Source organism: Microseira sp. BLCC-F43 (assembly GCF_041929235.1).
Classification (GTDB): Bacteria; Cyanobacteriota; Cyanobacteriia; order Cyanobacteriales; family Aerosakkonemataceae; genus Microseira.
This window is the reverse complement of the sequence record NZ_JBHFNP010000285.1, coordinates 1-20,446: the sequence shown is the minus strand read 5'-3', so window position 1 is coordinate 20,446 and position 20,446 is coordinate 1. Positions and strand designations below refer to the sequence as shown.

The following is a 20,446-nucleotide window of genomic DNA, read 5'->3' as shown; positions in this document are numbered from 1 at the left end:
GCGCTTTAATTCAGAATCCCGGTTTCTCTAAGAAACCGGGATTCTAATTATAACCAATTGCCGCTCAAGATAAAAGGCGACCAAACAGCCGGGTGATTATAATCCTCCGACGCGATTAACTTCAGTTGTGCCTTCTGAAGCCCTGCGGCTTTCGTCATATTAGGTTGCCGCAATTGAGTATAAAATTCTTCCATGAATTTCAGCGTCGCTTCATCATTTATAAACCACAGACTAGCCAGGGCACTTTTAACCCCCGCCCCCACAGCGACCCCAGCAATTCCCAACGCGGATCGATTATCTCCCGCCGCCGTTTGACAAGCACTTAAAGTCAGCAATTCTACAGATTTATTTTCGCGTCGCGCATAATTATGCGAAACGCTTCGCAATAAATTATCAAGTTGTTCCAGACTGATTTTAGTATCATAAGCTAACAAGAAAGTACTCGCAGCATCCACACCAAACTTGCCGTGGGTAGCTAGGTGAATAATCGGAAAATTATTAGATCCTAGTTCCTTTTCCAAGCGAGTTATGGTAAAATCTCTATCCAAAAGTTTCATGCCTCCCAGAAGGCTGTTTACTTCGGCAACTTCCGCAGCTACATTTGTCAGCGGTGGAAACGGCGGACGTTCAACTGTTAAACCAACAGCAAGGGCTTTTAAGTTGCGGATATCTGCCGATTTGCTAGCGGTTAAACTCAAACTGGGTGTGGTAGCGATCGCATACTTCTGCACCAAAAATTCCTGACCATCGTGCAATGCAGACATCGGCACTTTTCCCAATACCCCATCCTGAATAAATACAAGGGTTTTTATCCCCAATTTAGCCAGGTCTGTTTCCATTGGGCGCATCAATAAATTGTAGATTTTTTGTGCTTGTGGCAGATATTCTTCCGTACCCCTATTTTCTAGCAATAACCGCAATTGGTCGATTTCCTGCTGGAGTTTATCTTGTGCTATTTCTCCTGGGTAACCTTTCAAATTCCCATCGGGAGATTGCAGAATCATTACGCCGCGATCGCTCACTATCGCCGAATAAATCACCCCCGTCTCATTTCCGGCTAAATTGCCATTATTTTTAGCATCTTCTTTCGCAATTTCCACGCAATCATCGCCGAAAAAATTTGGCAATTCAGCTAATTTAAGCAACTCTAGGATATTGATAGTTTTACTCAGATTTGTTTGGGAATTGGTAATTGGTAATATGTAATTGGAAGTTTCTTTCTCATTACCAGTTTCCAGTAACAATCCCATCAATTCCCGATAAACAGGTTCTACCGCATCTCGGAAGTTAAATTGCAAATCTTTATTGGCAACTAAAATGTCTCCCCGTATACTTTGGAGAGTTGCGTACGCACTCTCATAAGACGCGATCGCGCGCCTGCGATCGCCTGTAACTTTAAATATACGCCCCGCCTGCCACTGCCAGCGATATAAACTATCCGCCGCATTCGCTTGCTGTGCCGTAAACTGCGCTTGCTGCGTCAATTCCATCGCCTCGGTGTATTGCCGAGAGCCTTCATACAAGTGTCCTAAGCTACCAATCGCAAACGATAAGCTGCGGGAATCACTGATATTTCTGGCAGAAGCGATCGCACCCCCCAATAACCTCGCCGCCTCCTGTTCCTTCTGTCTCGCCGAGGCTAAATTAATCAATGCATAAACTTTATCCCGCGAATCCGGCAATTGTGCTAAAATAGATAGAATGCGAGCGCGATTATTAGCAATTAAATCCCAATTTGGCGTCGCCATTCCACCCAGCAAACGATTAAGATTCAACAAAGCTTTGACTTGGGCGATACGAATATTTTGAAGAGGAGGCGGTGACGCTCTGACACGGTGACGCGGGGACACCCCATGGTAGGCGTCAGGGGATTCCAGCAATCTAGAATTTTCTTCTTCTCCACGAATAAATGAGGGGGCTTGTGACCAGCTCCAGAGATCTTGGGAATGGTTGCGCTCCGCGTCTCCCCTTCTGGGCGTCTTCTTGTCTTCTTGGTCAGTTTTCTCAGCTAGTGTTGCCACCTGCACGCTTTGTTCAAAAGAAGCGATCGCTGTTGCTATATCCTTTTGAGCTAAATCGTTTAACCTAGACGCTTCTTTTTCATCCCCTTCTATTGTTGCTACATTCGCCTGATAGCGATATCGATCTGCCCTACTTCCATAAACATTTCCCAAATTATTCAAAGCCGTTACAATCAAAGCCTCACCACCACTCAATTCACGAGCAATATTCAAGCTAGCTGCCACAGAAGCGAGTGCCTGTTCGTAATTTCCCGTAGCCCAATAAGCATTACCCAATGCACCTAAAGCCACCGCCTCGGTCATCTGTAAATTAGTTTTACGGGCAATTTCTAAAGCAGATTGCAACAATTGAATCCCCCGTTGTTGCTGTCCCAAATCGCTATAAGTTTGCCCTTGTTCCACCAGCAATTGAGCCAAAGTTTGCTGCTTTGCCTCATTCTTTTGCCCCCGATAAATTTGAATCGCTTGCTCCCACTGCTGCACAGCTTCATTCAAATTGCCAATTTGCCGATAAGCTAAAGCCAAATTAGTGCGAACAATAGCCCTATCCAAAGTATTGGAAATTTGACCAAGCGCTTGTTCCCACACATTAATTGCTGCGGTAATCTTCCCCGCCTCATAAAGCCGTAACCCCTGCTGCACCATAACAGATGCCTCAGTCTCGTTCCCCTCGTTCCCCTCGTTCCCCTCGTCGTTCCCCTCGTTCCCAGGTTCAACCTGGGAACGTATTTCCCAAGGCTCTGCCTTAGTTTTAATATTGGTTAAAGACTTAGCAATAACTACACTATTATCTGGTGTTACAACCTGAACTAACAGCCTTGTCTCTAACAACAACCAAAAAGTTAAACCCAGCAAAAATAAAAGACTAAAGCGGCGCCAACCCCCAGACAATGGAAACATCATCCTTACCCCTCGCCTGCGCCAGACTCTTTGACCCCGTTCAAGTTGGTTTTCATAGTTTCATGTAGGATAGTCAAACATAGACAAAGCGTTTAACTGCCTTGCTTTTCAACTTTTTTCATCATCACCTTCGGAAAGTTCTTTGATGATTTTTTCAGTTTTTCGTTTGGCTTGACCTTGTCCGTAAAGCCTTGCAGCAAACGAGGTGATTATGGCAATTAAGTCTTGCATCAACTCATCTGGGACCTTGTCAGCTAGATTAACAACTTCTAGCTTGACTCCACACCGAGACAACAAAACATCTAAATAATGAGTTCCAAAGGTTGCTAATCGGTCTTTGTGTTCAACGATTAAGATGTTGTAATCTTTTGACATCAGAAGGCTTTCTAGTTTCTTTCGATTGTCATTAAGTCCGCTTCCCACCTCCTTGACAACTTTGGTGATTTGATAACCTTTGGCTATGGCATATTGACTTAATAGCTCTGCCTGCTGATCTAAATTATCTTTGTTTTCAGAGGACGAAACTCTGGCGTAAATTGCAGCGCGATTAGTGCCTGCTGGGGTTGTTTCAGTAGATCGATTGTAATCAACAATCACCATTCCTGTTTCTGACTGGTAAGCGCGATGCGGCAGCTTTCCTGCCTTCCACCACCGCCACGCCGTCTGGTAGCTAATGCCTAAGTGCTTTGCATAATCAGCTAGTTTCATAATAAAAACTATATACTATCCTTGACTATCTCTGACTATAAAATTATCCAAGTTTTATCATAATAAAATATCCTGATAAACTCTGTATAGTTAATTTCTGTAACAACAGTTTCTCTAAAAAACTATTTCAGTAGCTAACCTATGTCTTCTCTACGACGCCTGTTTTCTGCCCTGGCAATTAGTGCTTGCGTACTAAGCGGGGTGCCTTCTATCAGCTTAGCCAATGGCTTGCCTGGATTTACCCTCTGGGGTCCAGTTAGCCGCGAAAACCAGTTACCCTTTCGGCTAGACTTTGGCGGCAGAACGAATGGATGGGATCGTTACCGACTGCGAATTCCCTCCAAACAAATGAAATTGGCAGTTGCCCAGTTCTCAATTTCTTATCCAAACTACTTCGAGGGCGTGTTTGATCCGAAAGAAATAGAGGTGCGAGTCCGAGGTAAGTCGGTACCCTTAGAGGAAGTCAACTGGGACAGAGAAAATCGGGTGATTCAAATTTTCCCGCGAGAACCCGTACCGGCAGGAAACACAGTCGAGTTGGTGCTATCCAACGTCAAAAACCCCACATTTGGGGGGATGTTTCTCTTCAACTGCCAAATTCAAACCCCTGGGGATGTACCGCTGCTGCGTTATATCGGCACTTGGATTCTCAGCATTGATTAGCTGCGGTTGGGGAGTGGTAACATAAAAGATTGTGACTTTTTGTGCAGACGGTACTTTGGAGCAGAGGAGCAGAGGATCAGGTGAGCAGAGGAGCACAGGAGCAGCAAAGCAGCAAAGCAGAGGAGAATGTACTTTCAAATTCCCCACCTGCCGAAGAAGCCCACCTGCTTTGCTGCCCACCTGCCGAAGAAGCCCACCTGCGCCATATGCAAGTAAACTAGCCAATTTGGAGAACTGACAATGACCCAGCGCACCTTGGGCGGAACAAACCGCAAGAGAAAAAGAACATCTGGTTTTCGCGCCCGGATGAGAACCAAAAACGGACAGAAAGTGCTTTCAGCACGCCGTCGCAAAGGCCGTTATCGTCTGGCGGTTTAGCTAAATCAAAAATTCATCCCACATCCGCGCCCGTTGCGGCGGTGTGGGATGAATTTTTGGGCTTCGGACGAATTGACCCACAACCAATTCAATCCGCTTTCCTTGACAGGGCAGAGGGTCGATGAGGAATCGCCAACCTTTGGGATTGGTTAATATATAAATGGTCGAGTACCCACCCACACGGCTTTCAACAACACGAAGTAGCGGTAAGACGCTTATGCGTTGGTAACCAGCGCTCGTTTAGGGGGAAGACGCTTGCCCGGCTGGTTGACCATTGTCGTAAATCCACGGGTTACGTGTCGTAAAGTAATTTAACTGCCTGCGGGAGGCGGGCGGCTGCCTGGGTTCTAGCATTGACTAGATAAAGGTCTTTTGACCAGAGATGCTGTGTAAGTCAAGGGAGCGTTTTCGGTAACGCACATTGTTGAACAATGTCCCCAACAGAGCAACGGCAGATGAGACAGGAAGCCTACACTGTATGCGAAGCAAAGCGTGTAGGTACTTCACAATTGCTGACAAGGATGAGTCAAGGGCAGGGAGGGTTGCGATTGCCTGTGGCTTTGCCAAAAGTAAATCGACTTAAACATCGGCTAGATTTTAGTGCCGTATTTCGCCAGGGGATTCGTCGCCAGTCTCCGCACTTGACTTTAAGAGCATTGCAGCAAAAGCCAAAAACTGCCGAATCAGCCAAAATTCCCCCTAGAATTGGCATTTCGGTGAGCCAAAAAGTCAGCAAACTCGCCACCCAAAGGAATCGAATCAAGCGACAGTTGCGGGCGGCTTTTCGCCAGCTACTGCCCCGGCTGAAGTCGGATTGGTTGCTAGTGGTGGTGGTAAAACCAAAAGCCACAGAGTGCGATTATCAGCATTTTCTGCAAGAATTAGAGCAGTTGTTGGCTGACGCCGAGGTAATAAATGGGCATTAAAGAGGAAGTTTTTTATGAAGGTGGCCCCCATATCGGGGATCTAATTCTTAATATCCTGATCGGGTTGACGGTGGTTGGGTTGCCGTTAACGGTGGGAGCAATTACCAGAGCATTGTGGCTGCGCTACCGGATTACCAATCGCCGCATCACGGTGATTGGCGGATGGATGGGACGCGATCGCACTGACATTATCCACTCAGAAATCGTCGATATCAAGAAAGTAGCTCGCGGTATCGGCTTATGGGGAGATATGGTAGTCACCCTCAGAGGCGGTAGTCGCTTGGAACTAAGAGCCATTCCCAAGTACCGCGAAATATGCGACTACGTTTCCCAAAAAGCAGGTCTCAATATTCCCAAAGCCGGTAGCTTGACAGGTAACTAAAATCGCCAACCTAACAATTCCTCAAGCTACTTCCTTTGAGGTTCACAGCAATCCTAGTACCTCCGTTAGAGCTTAACCCAAATCAGAAAAACAAAGCCTATTTTTCCATGTTTTTTGAGATGGGGCGGCAATCCACACCGGGCGCTTACCAGAACAACCCACCGTTTGGGTGCAGCATAGTATAGATATTAAACAGAGTACGTGAGGCAAGCACGGAATTTACGCCTGTGGACAAGCCGGAGGCGACTCCCTTGGTCGAAACAGGAAGCAAACGTCAATTAAGAGTCAGGCTAGTTAATGCCTGGTCGATTTGAGTAAGTTTTGTGTTGCATAATACAGCGCTTGACAGGTAGAGTTCATACGCATGGATTTTGGTGTCAGTTTTCTCTCCAACAACGTAATGCTGCCGATCCTGGATTTTTTCTACAGGATCGTACCCAGCTATGGGCTAGCAATCGTGGCGCTGACCCTGGTGGTTCGCTTTGCGGTTTATCCTCTAAGCGCGAACTCAATTCGCAGTATGCGCCGCACGCGAATCACCCAACCGATCATGCAAAAGCGGGTGAAAGAAATTCAAGAGCGCTACAAAGAAGACCCTGCTAAACAGCAGGAGGAAATGAGTAAGCTCTATAAAGAATTTGGTAACCCCCTCGCCGGATGTTTGCCCGTATTGCTGCAAATGCCGGTACTATTTGCATTATTTGCCACCTTGCGCGGCTCGCCTTTTTCAGATATAAATTACACCGTCAATCTGCAAATTTTTCCCAAGGAACAAATTGAGCAGATTCAACCCCAACCTTTTGCCACTTCTCCCCAAAATATTTATGTCGCCGATGGGGTACACGCTCCCATTATTGGGCTGGTACCAAGTGGCAACGGCTTAGTCGTGGGCGAGAAAACCAAGTTGGAATTTCAAACCCCCGAAGGCAAACCGCTGAACGCCCTTGTAACCGAACAACCAGACACTAAACTCGTTCCCCGCTGGCAGGTAACCAAAGGGCAAGAACGGGTGCGAATAGATGAAAATGGCAACATCGAAGCCCTAGTACCCGGAGATGCTACCATCCAAGCCACAATTCCCGGACTAGCAGCTGAGAAAGGCTTTCTCTTCATCGAAGCCCTGGGGCGCGTCGGTGCGGTTGACAAAGACGGAACCATCCACTGGGATACCGTGGTCATGGTGCTGTTGTTTGGCGTTAGTTTGTACGTTAACCAACTGCTTTCCGGTCAAGGAAGTACCAGCAATAACCCGCAGCAAGATACGGTCAACAAACTTACTCCGATTATCTTTTCGGGGATGTTTTTGTTCTTCCCGCTTCCCGCTGGGGTGTTGATGTACATGTTAATCGCCAACATCTTCCAGACGGTTCAAACATTTGTTTTGTCGCGGGAACCCCTGCCCGAAAACTTACAAAAACTGGTAGAGGTGCAGGAAAAAGAAACAAAGGGAAGGGAATCGCTTCCCTTTGAACCGGGTCGTTCTAAGAAAAAAGCCTCAGGGTAGGGTTTCATGACCGATAGTCGAATGCAGCGCGGTCAGAAGTGGCTAGAAGAACTGCTACGTCTGACCAAAACCCCCGCACAGGTGCAAGTCGAAAAGCACGCCACTCTATCTCTAGTCGAACAAGAAGATGAATCAGAACCTGATAGCTACTGGTTGACCATTGATGAAACCAATCTAACGCCCGCACAAATTCAGGCGTTAATTGGAGTTGACGGCTCGGTTTTAGATGCGATTCAGTATCTAGCCAATACCACCGTCAACTTGGGTCAAACCCCAGAAGAGCAAGCGGCATATACCGTCGAGCTAGCTGGCTACCGCGTCCGGCGGCAAGCCGAACTTCTAGAAATGGCGCAATATGCCGCCGAACAGGTGCGCTTGACGGGTAGAGAGTTTGAACTAAAATCCCTTTCGGCAGCAGAACGGCGTCAAGTCCATACCTTTTTAAAGGACTTCACCGACCTGGAAACCTACAGTCGGGGAAAAGAACCAGACCGCCGTTTAGTCGTGCGACTCATCTGAGTCAACCGAAGAATTTTAGATTTTGGATTTTAGATTAATCCAAAATCTAAAATCAAAGAAGGATGGCTCGCAATTACTTATGGAAGCAATTTATATTCCGCATCTGCTTAAAGCACCCAAGCAGACCCAGGTGGTTCAAGTTGAAGAGTTTCTGCCAAATTTAGAAACCTTGACGCCCGTTCGAGGGCAGGTGCGAGTTACCCATCAAGGGACTTATCTGGAAGTTTCTGCCAAAGCGGAAGCGATCGCTACCTTAACCTGCCACCGATGTTTGCAACAATACAATCACCGCCTGGTAGCTAATACCTCCGAACTGATCTGGCTAGACGCAGCCGCTAACCAACCCTATACTGGGCCGAGCGAGCAAGAAATTGACGTGGATGACCTAGTAGAAACCCTAGCGCCAGACGGTGTTTTCCACCCAGGAGAGTGGCTGTACGAGCAAATGTGTCTCGCATTACCACCCAGGCAGCTATGCGACGCCAAGTGTAAAGGCATACAACTGGAACGCCCAAGCAACTCGGAACCAACCGCAGACCAACGCTGGGCAGCGCTGGAAGTTCTCAAGGGAAAATTCCCAAAAGAATCCCAGATTTGAGATTTTAGATTTGAGATTGGAGATAATTAGTTAGCCTTTTTAGTGTTAGCTGTTAATCTAAAAATCCTCGCATCCGAAATCCTCCCATCCAAAATCGCTATGAGTTTCAGTGACGAGTTTCAACTGCTGCTGCGGGCGCGCTACCCTTTAATCTACATTCCCACCTACGAAGAAGAGCGAGTAGAAGCAGCGATCGCCGCCTGCGCTAAACAACAGGGCAACCGTGGGGTTTATACTTGGGATTTTGTCGATGGCTACCAAGGCAACCCTACCGATGCCGGGTTTGGACGTCGAAATCCCCTGCAAGCTTTAGAATTACTGGAAAAACTCCCGGCAACTGCGCCAGGGATTTTTATTTTGCGCGACTACCACCGCTTCCTAGAAGATGTCTCGGTGGCGCGCAAACTCCGAAATCTGGCTCGCTTGCTCAAGTCCCAGCCGAAAAATATCGTTATATTGTCCCCCAGAATCGCGATTCCAGAAGATCTGGGTGAAGTTCTCACCGTACTGGAATTCGCCCTGCCTTCGGCGTCGGAGATTAAAAGCGAAGTAGAACGCTTGTCAGCGGCGACGGGAAAATCTCTGGAAACGCGGGTTTTAGACGAACTGGTTCGTTCCTGTCAGGGACTGTCGATGGAACGGATACGGCGCGTTTTGGCAAGGGCGATCGCCACAAGAGGCGAATTGCGTCCGGAAGATGTCGAACTCGTTTTAGAAGAAAAACGCCAGACAATCCGCCAAACGCAAATATTAGATTTTTACCCGGCAACGGAAAAAATTTCCGATATTGGCGGGTTGGATAATTTAAAAGAATGGTTGTTGCGGCGGGGCGGTGCTTTTTCCGAACGGGCGAGGCAATACGGGTTGCCCCATCCGCGCGGGTTATTGTTAGTGGGGATTCAGGGAACCGGGAAATCTCTGACGGCGAAAGCGATCGCCCACCACTGGCATCTACCCCTGCTGCGATTGGACGTTGGACGCCTGTTTGGCGGCTTGGTAGGCGAATCTGAATCCCGCACCCGTCAAATGATCCAACTGGCGGAAGCATTGGCTCCCTGCGTCCTCTGGATCGATGAAATTGATAAGGGGTTTTCTGGGTTTGATGGCAAAGGCGATGCCGGTACTACCAGTCGCGTCTTTGGCACTTTTATTACCTGGTTAGCCGAAAAAACTTCACCCGTGTTTGTTGTCGCCACGGCTAATAATATCCAGGCATTACCCCCGGAAATGCTCCGCAAAGGTCGGTTTGATGAAATCTTCTTTGTCGGTTTGCCCACTCAGGAAGAGCGACAAGAGATTTTTAGCGTGCATTTATCGCGCTTGCGCGCCCACAATCTCAAAAGTTACGACATCGAAAGACTTGCTTACGAAACCCCCGATTTTTCTGGGGCAGAAATAGAGCAAAGTTTAATTGAAGCAATGCATATTGGCTTTAGTCAAAATCGAGACTTTGCTACCGATGATATTTTAGAAGCCGCCAGTCAGATTATCCCTTTGGCGCGAACCGCCCAAGAACAAATTCAGTTTCTGCAAAACTGGGCGGCTGCTGGTAAAGCTCGTTTAGCCTCTAAGCACAGCATTTTGGGCAGTCGAATTCCAGGCCAATTTCGCTAGCTGACGCCATAAATTGAGCCAGCAGTCCGCTAAATCTTAAATCTTCCCCCTTGTCCTCCTTCCCCCTCTCTTAGAAAATAAGGGGGTTAGAAGCGAAGCATGGGGTTTTGAACTGTGGCGGGTAAAATTTTAGAAAGTTATATATATATCGTAAAATCTAAGTACTCCTTCCAAGACGGGAGGGGTAAAACAGTAACCCGCTTTCATCGCAATGAGTACATCAGCAGTCATGGCAGCTTGTCAATGCGACAGGTGCGGCAGGGCAATCAAAGTGTTAGTAGATAAGAGATAAGCAACATGAAGACGGCAAAAATATATGGGAAGAGGTCGGCTGATAGACGTAAGGAAAGACATCTGAAAGTCGTCGGGGGCTGCGAGTCATGAAATTGGTTGAAAGACATGTCATAAACCGAAATCATGCATATTGGCGGGAGGCAGACGAATTGGCTTTTAAGTCGAAGAATCTGTACAACGCAGCTAATTATTTTTGCCGTCAACACTTCTTTGAAACGGGGAACCGTTATACGCTACCAACTCTCTACCACTTAGTCAAAGACACAGAATATTATCGAGCTTTACCCACTAAAGTCTCGAAGCAGATCATCAAAAAGCTGGTGGAAAGTTGGAAATCTTATTTTGAGGCTCACAAAAACTGGGAGAAAAACCCAGACAAATATAAAAGTGAGCCTCGCATTCCTAGATACAAGGACAAGGTTAAAGGGCGAAACATAGTCATTTATCATCACGAGTCCATCTACAAAGCTGACCTAAAACAGGGACGTTGCCACTTATCAATGAGTAACATCAGCGTCCGGACTTGGGCAGTTAATATTGCAGAAGCTCGGATTGTTCCAAACTCTAACTGCTATGTCCTAGAAATTGTTTACGAGTCACCGGAAATTGAGTTAATTGAATCTGAGTGGGTAGCAGGCATCGATTTGGGCGTCGATAATCTTGTGGCTTTAACGTCAAACCAACTAGGCTTCAAACCTTTGTTGGTTAATGGAAGACCATTGAAGAGTCGAAACCAATATTACAACAAGCTCAAAGCAAAACTGCAAAGTCACCTTAAAAGCGAAACTCTCAGCAGCAAGCGGATTCAGGCTCTCACATATCACCGTAACCGCTACGTTGAAAACTACCTGCACAACACAAGCAGACTAATTGTAAACCTGCTCAAGAGACAAGGTATTGGCACCTTAGTTATTGGCAAGAATGATGGTTGGAAGCAAGAGGTAAACATGGGCAAACGAAATAATCAAAAGTTTGTCAGCATTCCTCATGCCAAGTTAATCGACCAGATAACTTACAAGTGCGAACTGGTGGGCATACTGGTGGTGATTCAAGAAGAGAGCTATACCTCAAAAACATCAGCCCTAGATCTAGAACCTCCATCTAAGCAATCAGCATATGCAGGATCGCGAGTTAAAAGAGGTCTGTTTAAGTCTAGAGCTTTCCGTGTAATTAATGCGGAGATCAACGGCAGCATCCAAATTATCCGCAAGTATCTCCCAGAGGCGTTCACCGTCGAGGGAGTAGTGAGCTGCGCCGTGCAGCCGATACTGGTTAACCCAGTTTAAAAGACTGAGCCACAAGTTTCTCTAAGTTCAGTCTACACGGTAAAAAGCTTGTCTGACACAGGAGTAGGTATGAGTTGGTCTGGGATTTTTAAGTTTTTACTTGGTTTCTTTATTGCGATCGCGCTGTTAGTTGGCAGCGGCGTGGGAGTCGCCTTTTACTTCGTCACCAAGCTCACCGCACCCCCTCCCAAACCTATCTTTGCCAATGATAAGCCCATTGCTAAACCCAAGCCTTCCCCAGTAGCCAACAAGGCCGCAACCGTCGCGGGTGCTTCTCCCGCCACCAACGCGGCTGAGACTGTCTCGGCGGCACAGCCAGACGCCACCCCCACCACGGAAACACCCACCCCAAAACCGCTCGAACCAGGAGCTTACAGAGCCAGAGTTACCTGGCGTAATGGTTTGATTCTTCGAGATAGTCCCGGCACCGAGTCTCGGCGCATCGGCGGTATTGGCTATAACCAACAGATTGTTGTCGTGACAGAAAGCGAGGACAAACGATGGATTAAGATTCGCGTAGAGGAAAATAACGAAGAAGGTTGGGTCAAAGCCGGGAATGTAGAACGAGTTGAATCAGAACAAACTCAGCCTGCTACTGATTGATCTGTTAAGAAAATTAGCTTTGTTTAAAGCTTGATTGCAAAATCCGGACTCAAGTGTAAGGCAGCCCGATCCGAGTGGTAGGTTTGAAAACTAATATTTATGACCCGCATAACCTAACCACGAGTTGACAAACCATGTACGACAAAAACTCTAATCAAGACCTTTTGGGTGGTGTCGTTGCTGCTGCCTTGGGCGCAGGCGTTGTGTGTGCATTTGCCGTCGCGCAGGGTCAGAATCCCTTGATGGCGCTGGAAATTACCGGATTGGCGGTGATAGTGGCGTTGGTATGCCATCGCTTGGGTCTAGTCTAACGGCCTCCATAGCTTCCGGATCGAATCTGGGAACTAACGCTGTAATAACTTGTCCATCACAACTAGCCAACCTGGAATAATCCCCAAATAGTGACAAAAACTGCTAAAAGCAGTATAATAACTATTCCGGACTGGCTAGTTAATTTTAGTAACGCAAATATGGAAACTCTAGCCTATATATATCTTGCTTGTGCTTGCGAATCATCTGACACCATAGATCCTGCCGATGATTTCAGTGAGATAAAAGTTGTCCGGGGGCTGAAGGGGAAAAAGCCTAAAAGCCGGACTTGGATTCGTTTGGTATCGTTGCTAGCCGCCTCAACCGTCATAGGAATGGCAGCGCCAGCAACAGCGCAGATCGAAGCAGGCAGCAGAGGTCAGGAGGTAGCAGAACTTCAGCAGCAATTGCGAGAACTAGGATACTTTGATCGTCCTTCTACGGGTAATTTTGGCCCTTTAACCAAGCAAGCCGTGATCCGGTTTCAGCAAGATGAAGGACTGACACCAGATGGGGTTGTAGAAACAAAAACCAAAGCAGCTTTGCTGCGTAGGCTGGGTCGAAGCGACGCTGAAACTCCACCTGCAGACACACAGGCCGCCACAGCCACTCCCGAAACCGTTCGCCGCATCACTCTCAGACGCGGCGCTAGGGGCAAGGAAGTCGAAGCTCTCCAGAAACTTTTGGCAGCAGCTGGTGTATACGAAGGCAGCCCCAATGGGCAATTTGACGGAAAAACCTTCACCGCTGTCAGGCAGTTTCAGCGCAAAAATCGCCTGGGGGCTGATGGCATCGTGGGGGGGCGAACCTGGTCTGCTTTGCTCGACAGCAACGGAAACGCTAAGGCTGCGACGCCGTTTAACAGAGATCCTTTTCTGGGTGAAAATGGTACAACTGTCCAAACACCGCCAAGCGAGGGCGAGCAGGTAGGCGGGAAGGTAGGCGAGCAGGTAGGCGAGCAGGTAACCGCCGCCATCATCGAGCAAGGTAGTAAAGGTTCCCAAGTGCGAGAACTTCAGCAGCGTCTGCAAGAGCTGGGCTACTTCAACGGGCGTACCACGGGTAACTTTGGCCCCTTAACCAAGGCTGCTGTGATTAAATTCCAGCAGGATTCTGGACTGACTGCTAGTGGCGTTGTAGACGAAGCAACCAAGGCGGCGTTGCAGACTAAAGCTGGTTCGGCTAGCAACTTGAGTGTGAGAGACTTACAACAGCGCCTAAAAGAAAGAGGCTTCTATAGCGGCGCGATCGATGGTAACTTGAACGAGCAGACCAAGGCAGCGATTAAAGCAGCTCAGCGAGCCTACGGTGTCAGCGAGGCTGACATTCTCCAAGCACGCTTTTAGGTACCCTATAACCGGCTTAAGCTCAGAAGGCTCTCGGATATTTCATCTGAGAGCTATTTTCTTGAGCTTCATAGAGGTAATAAAGCCCGCTGGCAAGCCGGACAAATGGCATGGATGACCAGCTGGCAGTCGAGCAGGTGATATCCCTCTTTTTCGGCAATTTTAGCCCCGATTTTGAGAATCGAGTCGTTGTTAAATTCGATCGTCTTGTTACACCGAACGCAAATTAGATGGTCGTGGTGATCTGGATAGGGGTGATTGAGTTCGTAATGTTTGTGTCCTTCTCCCAGTTCCAGTTCCCGCAAAATGCCCATGCGAGCCATTAATTTCAGGCTCCGGTAAATCGTGGACAGGCTGATTGCTTCCCCTTGACTTTGCAATAGGTGATGAAGCTCTTCGGCACTGAGATGCTGGCCTTTAGGAAGCTGTTGAAAAACCTGTAATATCGTTTCTCGTTGGGGAGTTAAACGCCAGCCCCTCTCATTTAGTTCGGCTTTGAGTGAGGATGCTGAATAGACAGCCATATTAACCTTCTCAACAAAGGTGGTCTATTGACAATAATAGCCAACTAGCTATGTATTTTCAACAAACTCGGCTTACTGAAAATATTCTTAATAAAATCTCCAGCCCTGGTCGGTAACTGCTGTCAGTCCCGTTCCAGGGCTGGAGGATAATCAGCCCTCAATTGCTATCCCGGAAGCGTTACAACTTGTGTAGTCTTTCACAATTCGGGTAGGGAAGCCGAGCGAATGCACGACCAGTTACTGGGAAGTAAGGAAGGCCATCCCTGACGCAACGCTTCCGGACAGACTGTATGAATGGTCAGCTGACAGTCAAGCAAGTGCAATCCTGCTTTTTCAGCTTGCTTTAAGCCCAATTTTAAAATCGAGTCGTTGGTAAATTCAATCGTCTTATTGCACTGAATGCACACCAAATGATGATGGTGATGGGGATAGGGCTGATTAATTTCGTAATGTTTATGTCCTTCTGCCAGTTCCAGTTCTCGCAGAATGCCCATCCGTGCCATTAACTTGAGGCTGCGGTAAATGGTAGATAAGCTGATTTGTTCTCCTCGGCTCTGCAATAAGGCGTGCAAGTCTTCGGCACTGAGATGGTTGCCTTTGGGAAGATTTTGAAAGACCTGTAAAATTGTCTCTCGCTGGGGGGTCAAACGCCAACCTTTCTCGTTCAGTTCAGCTTTAAACGAGGCTGCTGTATAGTTAGCCATATAAACATTCTCAAGAAAGCCCTCTATATGACGAAGGATACACAATATATTGACTCATTTTCAAGAAACTTGCTTATTGAGAATAAATAGCTAAAAGCATTTTAAAGATAGAGAGCTTGTTGATAATAATTCCGAGTGAATCAATATAAAAAACTTAACTAAAGAACCAGCAAAAGCAATGCTTTTGCTGGCATAGGTGGTTGACGATCTCACCCGGAAAGCAGTCAGGAGGAAGCTTAACTGAAGGCTTCTAAATAGTCGCGCACGCGGTTGCGACGCTTGGGTTGGCGCAATTTTTGCAGTGCTTTGGCTTCAATTTGTCGCACTCTTTCGCGAGATAGATCCAAAGCGCGTCCAATTTCTGCTAAGGAGTAGGGGTGACCATCTCCCAAACCGAACCGCATTAAGATCACATCGCGCTCGCGGCTGGTTAAATCTGCCAACAGATGCTGTAAGTCTCTGTAAAGAGCTTCTTGCATCAGGACATCTTCGGGAGACTCGTCTTCAGTTGGCAGCAAATCGCCCAATTCTGTGTCTTTTTCTTTACCCACTTTGGTTTCAAAAGAAACCGATCGAGGAACGCGGAATAAAACTTCCCGCACTTGCAGCGGAGTCATGTCTAATTCCTTGGCTAGGTCTTCCAGGGTGGGCGTGCGACCTTTTTCTTGGGCAATTTTACGCTGAGCTTTTTTAATTTTGTTGAGCTTTTCGGTGATATGAACGGGTAGGCGAATCGTGCGGCTTTGAGTTGCGATCGCTCGCGTAATACCCTGACGAATCCACCAGTAAGCGTAGGTGCTAAAGCGATAGCCTTTAGTCGGGTCAAACTTCTCAACGGCGCGCTCTAAGCCTAACGTTCCTTCTTGAATTAAATCCAACAGTTCTAAACCGCGATTTTGATACTTTTTGGCAACCGACACGACCAAGCGCAGGTTGGCCTTAATCATGTGTTCCTTTGCCCGAATCCCTTCGGTTTGCAGCTGTTCTAGTTCCTCAATCTTTAATCCGGCGAGTTCTGCCCAGCGCCGTTTCCCCGCTGCCAGTGTTGATTTGAGATCGGACACGGTTAGGTTAGCGGTAGTCGCCCACCGTTCCCAAGAAGGACGGTGACCTAAGTTAGAAGCTAAGCGATCGTGGATCTCAATCAACTCCACGTACTGTGCGATCGTTCCCATATCCTGCTTAGCGGCTTGATCGCGCAGTTCCAGCAGCCGCATATAGCGCTGGACTTGTTGTGCTTCTGAAACTTCTTCATCCCGTCCCAGCAAGCGCACCCGGCCTATGTCTTGGAGGTATAAACGAACCAGATCGGTAGTACGACGATTGGTAGATTGCCCGACGCTGGCAACATCTGCCTCTTCTACATCCAATTCGACCAAGTCGCTGCCTGTTAGTTCAGCATCGTTGTCTAGTTGAAAGCTCAAAGCATCTAATTGACTGTCGTCGGTGGCATCGGTAGAAAAAAAGGTGGCTGGCATAGTTATTGCCTCAACTGCTCCATGTGACAAAGGGCTGGTGAAAGCGGCTGCTTGTTACGGTTGTTGGCGTCCTCTATAACGCGCGAAGCGCTTAAACGAGTTCCGGCGATTCGGGACGCCGCCAGTGATGCACTTCCCTGTTTAACCCTGCGATCGCTGACTTTTGCACGGGTCTTAAACTCGGTATCGAGAGTTACTCCCATTCATAGAATTGCTGAATCGAGCAGCTAAATCGATTACAACGGGTTTCTAGATTCTCAACCTGTCAGCTAGTATAGGGAAAATCCCTCATACTCAAGGGTGACTTCTGTCAGTGGGTAAGTTAATCTACATCACTAGATAGAATATTTCCCGATCACTTGCCAAAAAACCGCAAAGCCCTCTGTTAATTTTTGTTACTTAGCCTTGCGCCACATCGATCGTCAGTCATAGGAGGGAAAAAATTCTTCGCCTATGACCCATTACCCTTCCACGGCAGAGCCTGGGAAGGCCATGACCCAATCTCCGGCTTAACATCGCGCAGCATCAGCGCGTCTACAGCCGCTTGGGGTGTTACTTCTCCCTGGAGCAATCGATAAACTTGATAAGATATGGGTACGGAAATTCCCTGCTGATTGGCTAGTTGAATCAGCACCTGAGTGGTGTTTACCCCTTCGGCAGTCCCCTGTAGCGCCGCTAAAACTTCCGGAAGCTGCTTGCCTTGGGCGAGTTGATAACCGACTTGGTAATTGCGGCTGAGGGGACTGTTACAAGTGGCTAACAAGTCTCCCAGTCCCGACAAACCATAAAACGTGTCAGTTTTGGCTCCCCAATGAGTACCGATGCGAATAATTTCAGCTAATCCCCTGGTTACTAGCGCCGCTTTGGCATTGGTTCCCAGTTGCAAACCATCGCACGTACCCGCGGAGATCGCTATCACATTCTTCAGCGTCCCCCCCAACTCTACACCCAAAGGATCGGAATTGGTGTAAACCCGAAACCGCGTCGAGTTCAATCTTGCTTGCACGACTTTAGCTGCTTCTGCATCGGTACTCGCAACTACCGTCGCCGCTGGTAGTCCCTGTTCAATTTCTTTAGATAAGTTTGGTCCCGCCAAAACTACCACCGGATGGGAGGGAAACGCCGCTTGCCAAATTTGTGCAGGCGTGCAAGTCGTAGAGGGCTCTAATCCTTTAGTCGCCGTGACGATAATTGTGTCGGAAGATAACGGTAACGGCTTTATCAGTTCTACAACGGGTCTGACGCCTTTCATCGAAACCGCTGACAGGATAATATCTGCACCCGCTATAACATCTGCCAGACTTTCAGAAGATTCACGAGACCACAAGCCTACTTGGTTACCGTTTGCTGCTGCCAAGTTTGCCAAGGCTGTCCCCCAAGCACCTGCACCCAGGATGGCGATCGTTGCTTCTATTTTAGGTTTTGGGTTTTGGATTGTCATTAGTCATTAGTCATTATTCCTTAGTTATTTTTGACCAAGTGGTGACCGATGACTGGGGTGGAGGGATGAGTCAGGGAAATTTGGAACCAATTGGTTCCAAATTGCGGGCAGAGAAAAAATTTGAGCGCAATTGCGCTCAAATTGTGGCAGTTTCTAATTAACTTGCCTCACCCCTCGTGAGCGGGGATATCGTTCCATCAAGGATCTCACTTGCTCAGCATGATATGAGCTTCTTGTCAAGGGTGAAGCAACAACTTGTAAAAATCCCAAAGATTCGCCGTATTGCCTCCAGGCGTCGAATTGTTCTGGGGGGATAAAGTTTTGCACCTGCAAGTGCTTTTGACTGGGTTGGAGGTATTGCCCAATCGTCAGGATATCGCAATCGACCGCTCGCAGATCTCGCATCGCTTCGCGAACTTCGGCGTCGGTTTCGCCCAGTCCTACCATGATGCCAGATTTGGTGTAGAGCCAGGGGGCGATTGTGCGCGAGCGCTGCAATAATTCGATTGTCCTGTCATACTCACCTTGGGGGCGTACCCGACGATACAGACGCCGAATGGTTTCCGTATTATGGTTTAGTACCTCTGGTGCTGCGGCAATAATGGTTTCTAGAGCTTCCCAATTACCGCACAAATCGGGAATCAGCACTTCAATTGTCGTTGCTGGTGATGTTTGGCGAATCGCTTCAATACAGCACACAAACTGGGAAGCGCCGCCATCTGGCAAATCATCCCGATTTACCGAGGTAATTACTACATGATTGAGCTTTAGCCGCCGGACAGCCTCGGCTAAGCGTTGTGGTTCTGTCGAATCGAGGGGTTTCGGCTTTTTCTCGAAATCAATATCGCAGTAGGGACAAGCGCGCGTGCAGGCTGGTCCCATAATCAAAAAAGTTGCCGTACCGTTATTAAAGCACTCGCCGATGTTGGGACAAGATGCCTCTTCGCAAACGGTATTGAGGGCTAAATCCCGCAAAATTTCCTTGACGTTACCGACGCGCTCCCACTGAGGCGCTTTCACCCGCAACCATTCTGGCTTAACTACCACGCCTGCCCTCTATCTGCTGAAGTTTTACCGATTCACCATCAAGGCTTCTATCATAGCAAGCGCGATGATATTTATGAATTTTTGGTTTAACGTGATATGATAATAAGGCTGTCGGTTAAATCCGGGATGTAGCGCAGCTTGGTAGCGCACCTCGTTCGGGACGAGGGGGTCGCAGGTTCAAATCCTGTCATCCCGATTTTTTCTCGTTGTTTGCCAGGAGTGTATTTCCTGGAAGCACCACCCAACCAAAACCAACTTGATTAAACGCGCGTAAAACCCCATCCCCTTGTGGGTGGGGATGTAAGCGCGGCTTGCATAAGGGGGTACCGCTGCGCGGAAGCAAGCTACGATGCCCCCTTATGCAAGCATTCTCTTTTCGGGTCAGTGTATCACCCCGTTGTTTTTGAGTTTCAATGTATCGCCTGATCGCTGCTTCTGAAACTCCACCAACGGATGAGTAAAACGTGCCATCACTCCACATCCCGGAACCCCAAAAGCAGCGTTTTTTCAAATCTTTAAATGTATTGAAAATGTGTACCGCAGAAATAGATTTCATGGTTTTGGCGATTTCTACTGGCGCAGTTGTGCGATCTGCCTGCACAAACAAGTGAACGTGGTCGGGCATCACTTCGATGGCGTGAAGTGTCCACCCGTAAGTTTTGCATACTTCACCTAGTATTCGTTTTAGCTCTACCTCTACTGCGCCTTCAAGTACCTGGTGACGGTACGGGGCAAAAGATGATGTGATATCCCAAGCAGTGTTGAGCGTGGGAGTCTGACAGTATTTTCATTGATTGGCGTGTATTGAAAAAAAATATAAAACCAAGAGAGCATAAGCATATCAATCATCCAAAATCAAACGCAGTCAAGCACTGATGAAAAGAACTGTTAGCATCCCAGTCAACCTACCATCAGACAGGTTCCTTCCTCTGATGAGTCAATGTGCAAAAATATTTAACAAGCACATTGACTGGGCTGTTGCTAACAAAAGCTACACCAAAAATAAGGCACACAAGGAACTGTATCACTCACTAAGAGTGGAGCATCCTTGTGTGCCTTCTGCTTTGGTACAAACTATCAGGGATAACGCACGCTTAAGCAATTAAGGCTACCAAGTTCAAGTACGTTCCCAGGAAAAAACCGACATCAGGATTAAGATATGACAAGCGCACCATGACACTAAGAGGTGGGCAATTAACTC

23 protein-coding genes and 1 tRNA gene are annotated in these 20,446 nt (G+C 47.7%); 15 read left to right on the top strand and 9 right to left on the bottom strand.

All coding sequences use genetic code 11. The features are described 5' to 3' along the window. Nucleotides 1-47 precede the first annotated feature (47 nt). Together ACE1CM_RS38430 and ACE1CM_RS38425 are read right to left on the bottom strand one after the other, a co-directional pair. Complete coding sequence (locus tag ACE1CM_RS38430) at nucleotides 48-2,924, bottom strand: CHAT domain-containing protein (RefSeq protein WP_374884201.1); 2,877 nt, start codon at nucleotides 2,922-2,924, stop codon at nucleotides 48-50. Nucleotides 2,925-3,029: 105 nt separating this feature from the next. Continuing rightward, entirely contained in the window at nucleotides 3,030-3,629 is a 600-nt protein-coding gene (locus ACE1CM_RS38425) for an IS607 family transposase (RefSeq protein ID WP_374884200.1), read from the bottom strand. A gap of 141 nt (nucleotides 3,630-3,770) precedes the next feature. On the opposite strand from ACE1CM_RS38425, the gene ACE1CM_RS38420 reads away from it, so the two are divergent. The 13 genes from ACE1CM_RS38420 to ACE1CM_RS38360 all read left to right on the top strand — a co-directional run bounded on the left by ACE1CM_RS38420 (nucleotide 3,771) and on the right by ACE1CM_RS38360 (nucleotide 14,051). After that, on the top strand, nucleotides 3,771-4,292 hold the full coding sequence (locus ACE1CM_RS38420) for a DUF2808 domain-containing protein (RefSeq protein ID WP_374884199.1): 522 nt from the start codon (nucleotides 3,771-3,773) through the stop codon (nucleotides 4,290-4,292). Nucleotides 4,293-4,372: 80 nt separating this feature from the next. Then, nucleotides 4,373-4,513, top strand: coding sequence for a hypothetical protein (locus tag ACE1CM_RS38415; RefSeq protein ID WP_374884198.1), 141 nt, complete (start codon nucleotides 4,373-4,375; stop codon nucleotides 4,511-4,513). Between the two features lie 19 nt (nucleotides 4,514-4,532). Then, on the top strand, nucleotides 4,533-4,670 hold the full coding sequence (rpmH, locus tag ACE1CM_RS38410) for a 50S ribosomal protein L34 (RefSeq protein ID WP_226576590.1): 138 nt from the start codon (nucleotides 4,533-4,535) through the stop codon (nucleotides 4,668-4,670). A gap of 521 nt (nucleotides 4,671-5,191) precedes the next feature. Then, nucleotides 5,192-5,596 (top strand): ribonuclease P protein component, encoded by a 405-nt coding sequence (gene rnpA, locus ACE1CM_RS38405; protein WP_374884225.1) that lies wholly within the window; start codon nucleotides 5,192-5,194, stop codon nucleotides 5,594-5,596. After that, nucleotides 5,586-5,978, top strand: coding sequence for a PH domain-containing protein (locus ACE1CM_RS38400; RefSeq protein ID WP_226576596.1), 393 nt, complete (start codon nucleotides 5,586-5,588; stop codon nucleotides 5,976-5,978). Before rnpA ends, ACE1CM_RS38400 begins: the two co-directional genes overlap by 11 nt. Nucleotides 5,979-6,342: 364 nt before the next feature. Further along, nucleotides 6,343-7,482 (top strand): membrane protein insertase YidC, encoded by a 1,140-nt coding sequence (gene yidC, locus ACE1CM_RS38395; protein ID WP_374884197.1) that lies wholly within the window; start codon nucleotides 6,343-6,345, stop codon nucleotides 7,480-7,482. Nucleotides 7,483-7,488: 6 nt separating this feature from the next. After that, entirely contained in the window at nucleotides 7,489-8,001 is a 513-nt protein-coding gene (locus ACE1CM_RS38390; protein ID WP_374884196.1) for a protein jag, read from the top strand. Between the two features lie 79 nt (nucleotides 8,002-8,080). After that, nucleotides 8,081-8,599 (top strand): DUF177 domain-containing protein, encoded by a 519-nt coding sequence (locus tag ACE1CM_RS38385; RefSeq protein WP_374884195.1) that lies wholly within the window; start codon nucleotides 8,081-8,083, stop codon nucleotides 8,597-8,599. Nucleotides 8,600-8,698: 99 nt separating this feature from the next. Beyond that, nucleotides 8,699-10,213 carry an AAA family ATPase gene (locus tag ACE1CM_RS38380; protein WP_374884194.1) on the top strand — a complete coding sequence of 505 codons (1,515 nt, stop codon included), beginning with the start codon at nucleotides 8,699-8,701 and terminating at the stop codon, nucleotides 10,211-10,213. 380 nt (nucleotides 10,214-10,593) lie between these two features. Continuing rightward, nucleotides 10,594-11,793, top strand: a complete 1,200-nt coding sequence (locus tag ACE1CM_RS38375) for an RNA-guided endonuclease InsQ/TnpB family protein (RefSeq protein ID WP_374884193.1) — start codon at nucleotides 10,594-10,596, stop codon at nucleotides 11,791-11,793. 69 nt (nucleotides 11,794-11,862) lie between these two features. Then, a complete protein-coding gene (locus tag ACE1CM_RS38370; protein ID WP_374884192.1) occupies nucleotides 11,863-12,396 on the top strand; it encodes an SH3 domain-containing protein in 534 nt (177 codons plus the stop codon). Nucleotides 12,397-12,530: 134 nt separating this feature from the next. Then, nucleotides 12,531-12,707, top strand: a complete 177-nt coding sequence (locus ACE1CM_RS38365; RefSeq protein WP_226576621.1) for a hypothetical protein — start codon at nucleotides 12,531-12,533, stop codon at nucleotides 12,705-12,707. 159 nt (nucleotides 12,708-12,866) lie between these two features. Continuing rightward, complete coding sequence (locus tag ACE1CM_RS38360) at nucleotides 12,867-14,051, top strand: peptidoglycan-binding protein (RefSeq protein WP_374884191.1); 1,185 nt, start codon at nucleotides 12,867-12,869, stop codon at nucleotides 14,049-14,051. A 68-nt stretch (nucleotides 14,052-14,119) separates the two neighbouring features. Here ACE1CM_RS38360 and ACE1CM_RS38355 read toward each other — a convergent pair whose 3' ends face one another. The 5 genes from ACE1CM_RS38355 to ACE1CM_RS38335 all read right to left on the bottom strand — a co-directional run bounded on the left by ACE1CM_RS38355 (nucleotide 14,120) and on the right by ACE1CM_RS38335 (nucleotide 18,198). Beyond that, nucleotides 14,120-14,575, bottom strand: a complete 456-nt coding sequence (locus tag ACE1CM_RS38355) for a Fur family transcriptional regulator (RefSeq protein ID WP_226576626.1) — start codon at nucleotides 14,573-14,575, stop codon at nucleotides 14,120-14,122. 197 nt (nucleotides 14,576-14,772) lie between these two features. Continuing rightward, nucleotides 14,773-15,279: a transcriptional repressor gene (locus ACE1CM_RS38350; RefSeq protein WP_226576631.1), complete on the bottom strand. Its 507-nt coding sequence runs from the start codon at nucleotides 15,277-15,279 to the stop codon at nucleotides 14,773-14,775. Nucleotides 15,280-15,515: 236 nt separating this feature from the next. Then, nucleotides 15,516-16,757: an RNA polymerase sigma factor SigC gene (gene sigC, locus ACE1CM_RS38345; RefSeq protein ID WP_374884190.1), complete on the bottom strand. Its 1,242-nt coding sequence runs from the start codon at nucleotides 16,755-16,757 to the stop codon at nucleotides 15,516-15,518. A 2-nt stretch (nucleotides 16,758-16,759) separates the two neighbouring features. Then, nucleotides 16,760-16,960 carry a hypothetical protein gene (locus tag ACE1CM_RS38340; RefSeq protein WP_374884189.1) on the bottom strand — a complete coding sequence of 67 codons (201 nt, stop codon included), beginning with the start codon at nucleotides 16,958-16,960 and terminating at the stop codon, nucleotides 16,760-16,762. A gap of 248 nt (nucleotides 16,961-17,208) precedes the next feature. Next, entirely contained in the window at nucleotides 17,209-18,198 is a 990-nt protein-coding gene (locus tag ACE1CM_RS38335; protein ID WP_374884188.1) for an NAD(P)H-dependent glycerol-3-phosphate dehydrogenase, read from the bottom strand. Here ACE1CM_RS38335 and ACE1CM_RS38330 point away from each other — a divergent pair. Continuing rightward, the gene (locus tag ACE1CM_RS38330; protein ID WP_374884187.1) at nucleotides 18,192-18,359 is read left to right on the top strand and encodes a hypothetical protein; all 168 of its coding nucleotides are present in this window, start codon (nucleotides 18,192-18,194) and stop codon (nucleotides 18,357-18,359) included. The genes ACE1CM_RS38335 and ACE1CM_RS38330 overlap by 7 nt on opposite strands. On the opposite strand, the gene lipA is transcribed toward ACE1CM_RS38330, so the two are convergent. Further along, on the bottom strand, nucleotides 18,352-19,245 hold the full coding sequence (gene lipA, locus ACE1CM_RS38325) for a lipoyl synthase (protein ID WP_374884186.1): 894 nt from the start codon (nucleotides 19,243-19,245) through the stop codon (nucleotides 18,352-18,354). The genes ACE1CM_RS38330 and lipA overlap by 8 nt on opposite strands. Nucleotides 19,246-19,367: 122 nt before the next feature. On the opposite strand from lipA, the gene ACE1CM_RS38320 reads away from it, so the two are divergent. Next, a tRNA-Pro gene (locus tag ACE1CM_RS38320) sits at nucleotides 19,368-19,441 on the top strand. Here the strand turns inward: ACE1CM_RS38320 and tnpA are convergent. Beyond that, nucleotides 19,433-19,993, bottom strand: a complete 561-nt coding sequence (gene tnpA / locus ACE1CM_RS38315) for an IS200/IS605 family transposase (RefSeq protein ID WP_374884224.1) — start codon at nucleotides 19,991-19,993, stop codon at nucleotides 19,433-19,435. The genes ACE1CM_RS38320 and tnpA overlap by 9 nt on opposite strands. Between the last annotated feature and the right edge of the window lie 453 nt (nucleotides 19,994-20,446).

Coding starts and splice junctions, on each gene's coding strand:
- ACE1CM_RS38430 (WP_374884201.1), bottom strand. CDS start 2,924: ATGATGTTTCCATTGTCTGGGGGTTGGCGCCGCTTTAGTCTTTTATTT.
- ACE1CM_RS38425 (WP_374884200.1), bottom strand. CDS start 3,629: ATGAAACTAGCTGATTATGCAAAGCACTTAGGCATTAGCTACCAGACG.
- ACE1CM_RS38420 (WP_374884199.1), top strand. CDS start 3,771: ATGTCTTCTCTACGACGCCTGTTTTCTGCCCTGGCAATTAGTGCTTGC.
- rpmH (WP_226576590.1), top strand. CDS start 4,533: ATGACCCAGCGCACCTTGGGCGGAACAAACCGCAAGAGAAAAAGAACA.
- rnpA (WP_374884225.1), top strand. CDS start 5,192: ATGAGTCAAGGGCAGGGAGGGTTGCGATTGCCTGTGGCTTTGCCAAAA.
- ACE1CM_RS38400 (WP_226576596.1), top strand. CDS start 5,586: ATGGGCATTAAAGAGGAAGTTTTTTATGAAGGTGGCCCCCATATCGGG.
- yidC (WP_374884197.1), top strand. CDS start 6,343: ATGGATTTTGGTGTCAGTTTTCTCTCCAACAACGTAATGCTGCCGATC.
- ACE1CM_RS38390 (WP_374884196.1), top strand. CDS start 7,489: ATGACCGATAGTCGAATGCAGCGCGGTCAGAAGTGGCTAGAAGAACTG.
- ACE1CM_RS38385 (WP_374884195.1), top strand. CDS start 8,081: ATGGAAGCAATTTATATTCCGCATCTGCTTAAAGCACCCAAGCAGACC.
- ACE1CM_RS38380 (WP_374884194.1), top strand. CDS start 8,699: ATGAGTTTCAGTGACGAGTTTCAACTGCTGCTGCGGGCGCGCTACCCT.
- ACE1CM_RS38375 (WP_374884193.1), top strand. CDS start 10,594: ATGAAATTGGTTGAAAGACATGTCATAAACCGAAATCATGCATATTGG.
- ACE1CM_RS38370 (WP_374884192.1), top strand. CDS start 11,863: ATGAGTTGGTCTGGGATTTTTAAGTTTTTACTTGGTTTCTTTATTGCG.
- ACE1CM_RS38365 (WP_226576621.1), top strand. CDS start 12,531: ATGTACGACAAAAACTCTAATCAAGACCTTTTGGGTGGTGTCGTTGCT.
- ACE1CM_RS38360 (WP_374884191.1), top strand. CDS start 12,867: ATGGAAACTCTAGCCTATATATATCTTGCTTGTGCTTGCGAATCATCT.
- ACE1CM_RS38355 (WP_226576626.1), bottom strand. CDS start 14,575: ATGGCTGTCTATTCAGCATCCTCACTCAAAGCCGAACTAAATGAGAGG.
- ACE1CM_RS38350 (WP_226576631.1), bottom strand. CDS start 15,279: ATGGCTAACTATACAGCAGCCTCGTTTAAAGCTGAACTGAACGAGAAA.
- sigC (WP_374884190.1), bottom strand. CDS start 16,757: ATGCCAGCCACCTTTTTTTCTACCGATGCCACCGACGACAGTCAATTA.
- ACE1CM_RS38340 (WP_374884189.1), bottom strand. CDS start 16,960: ATGGGAGTAACTCTCGATACCGAGTTTAAGACCCGTGCAAAAGTCAGC.
- ACE1CM_RS38335 (WP_374884188.1), bottom strand. CDS start 18,198: ATGACAATCCAAAACCCAAAACCTAAAATAGAAGCAACGATCGCCATC.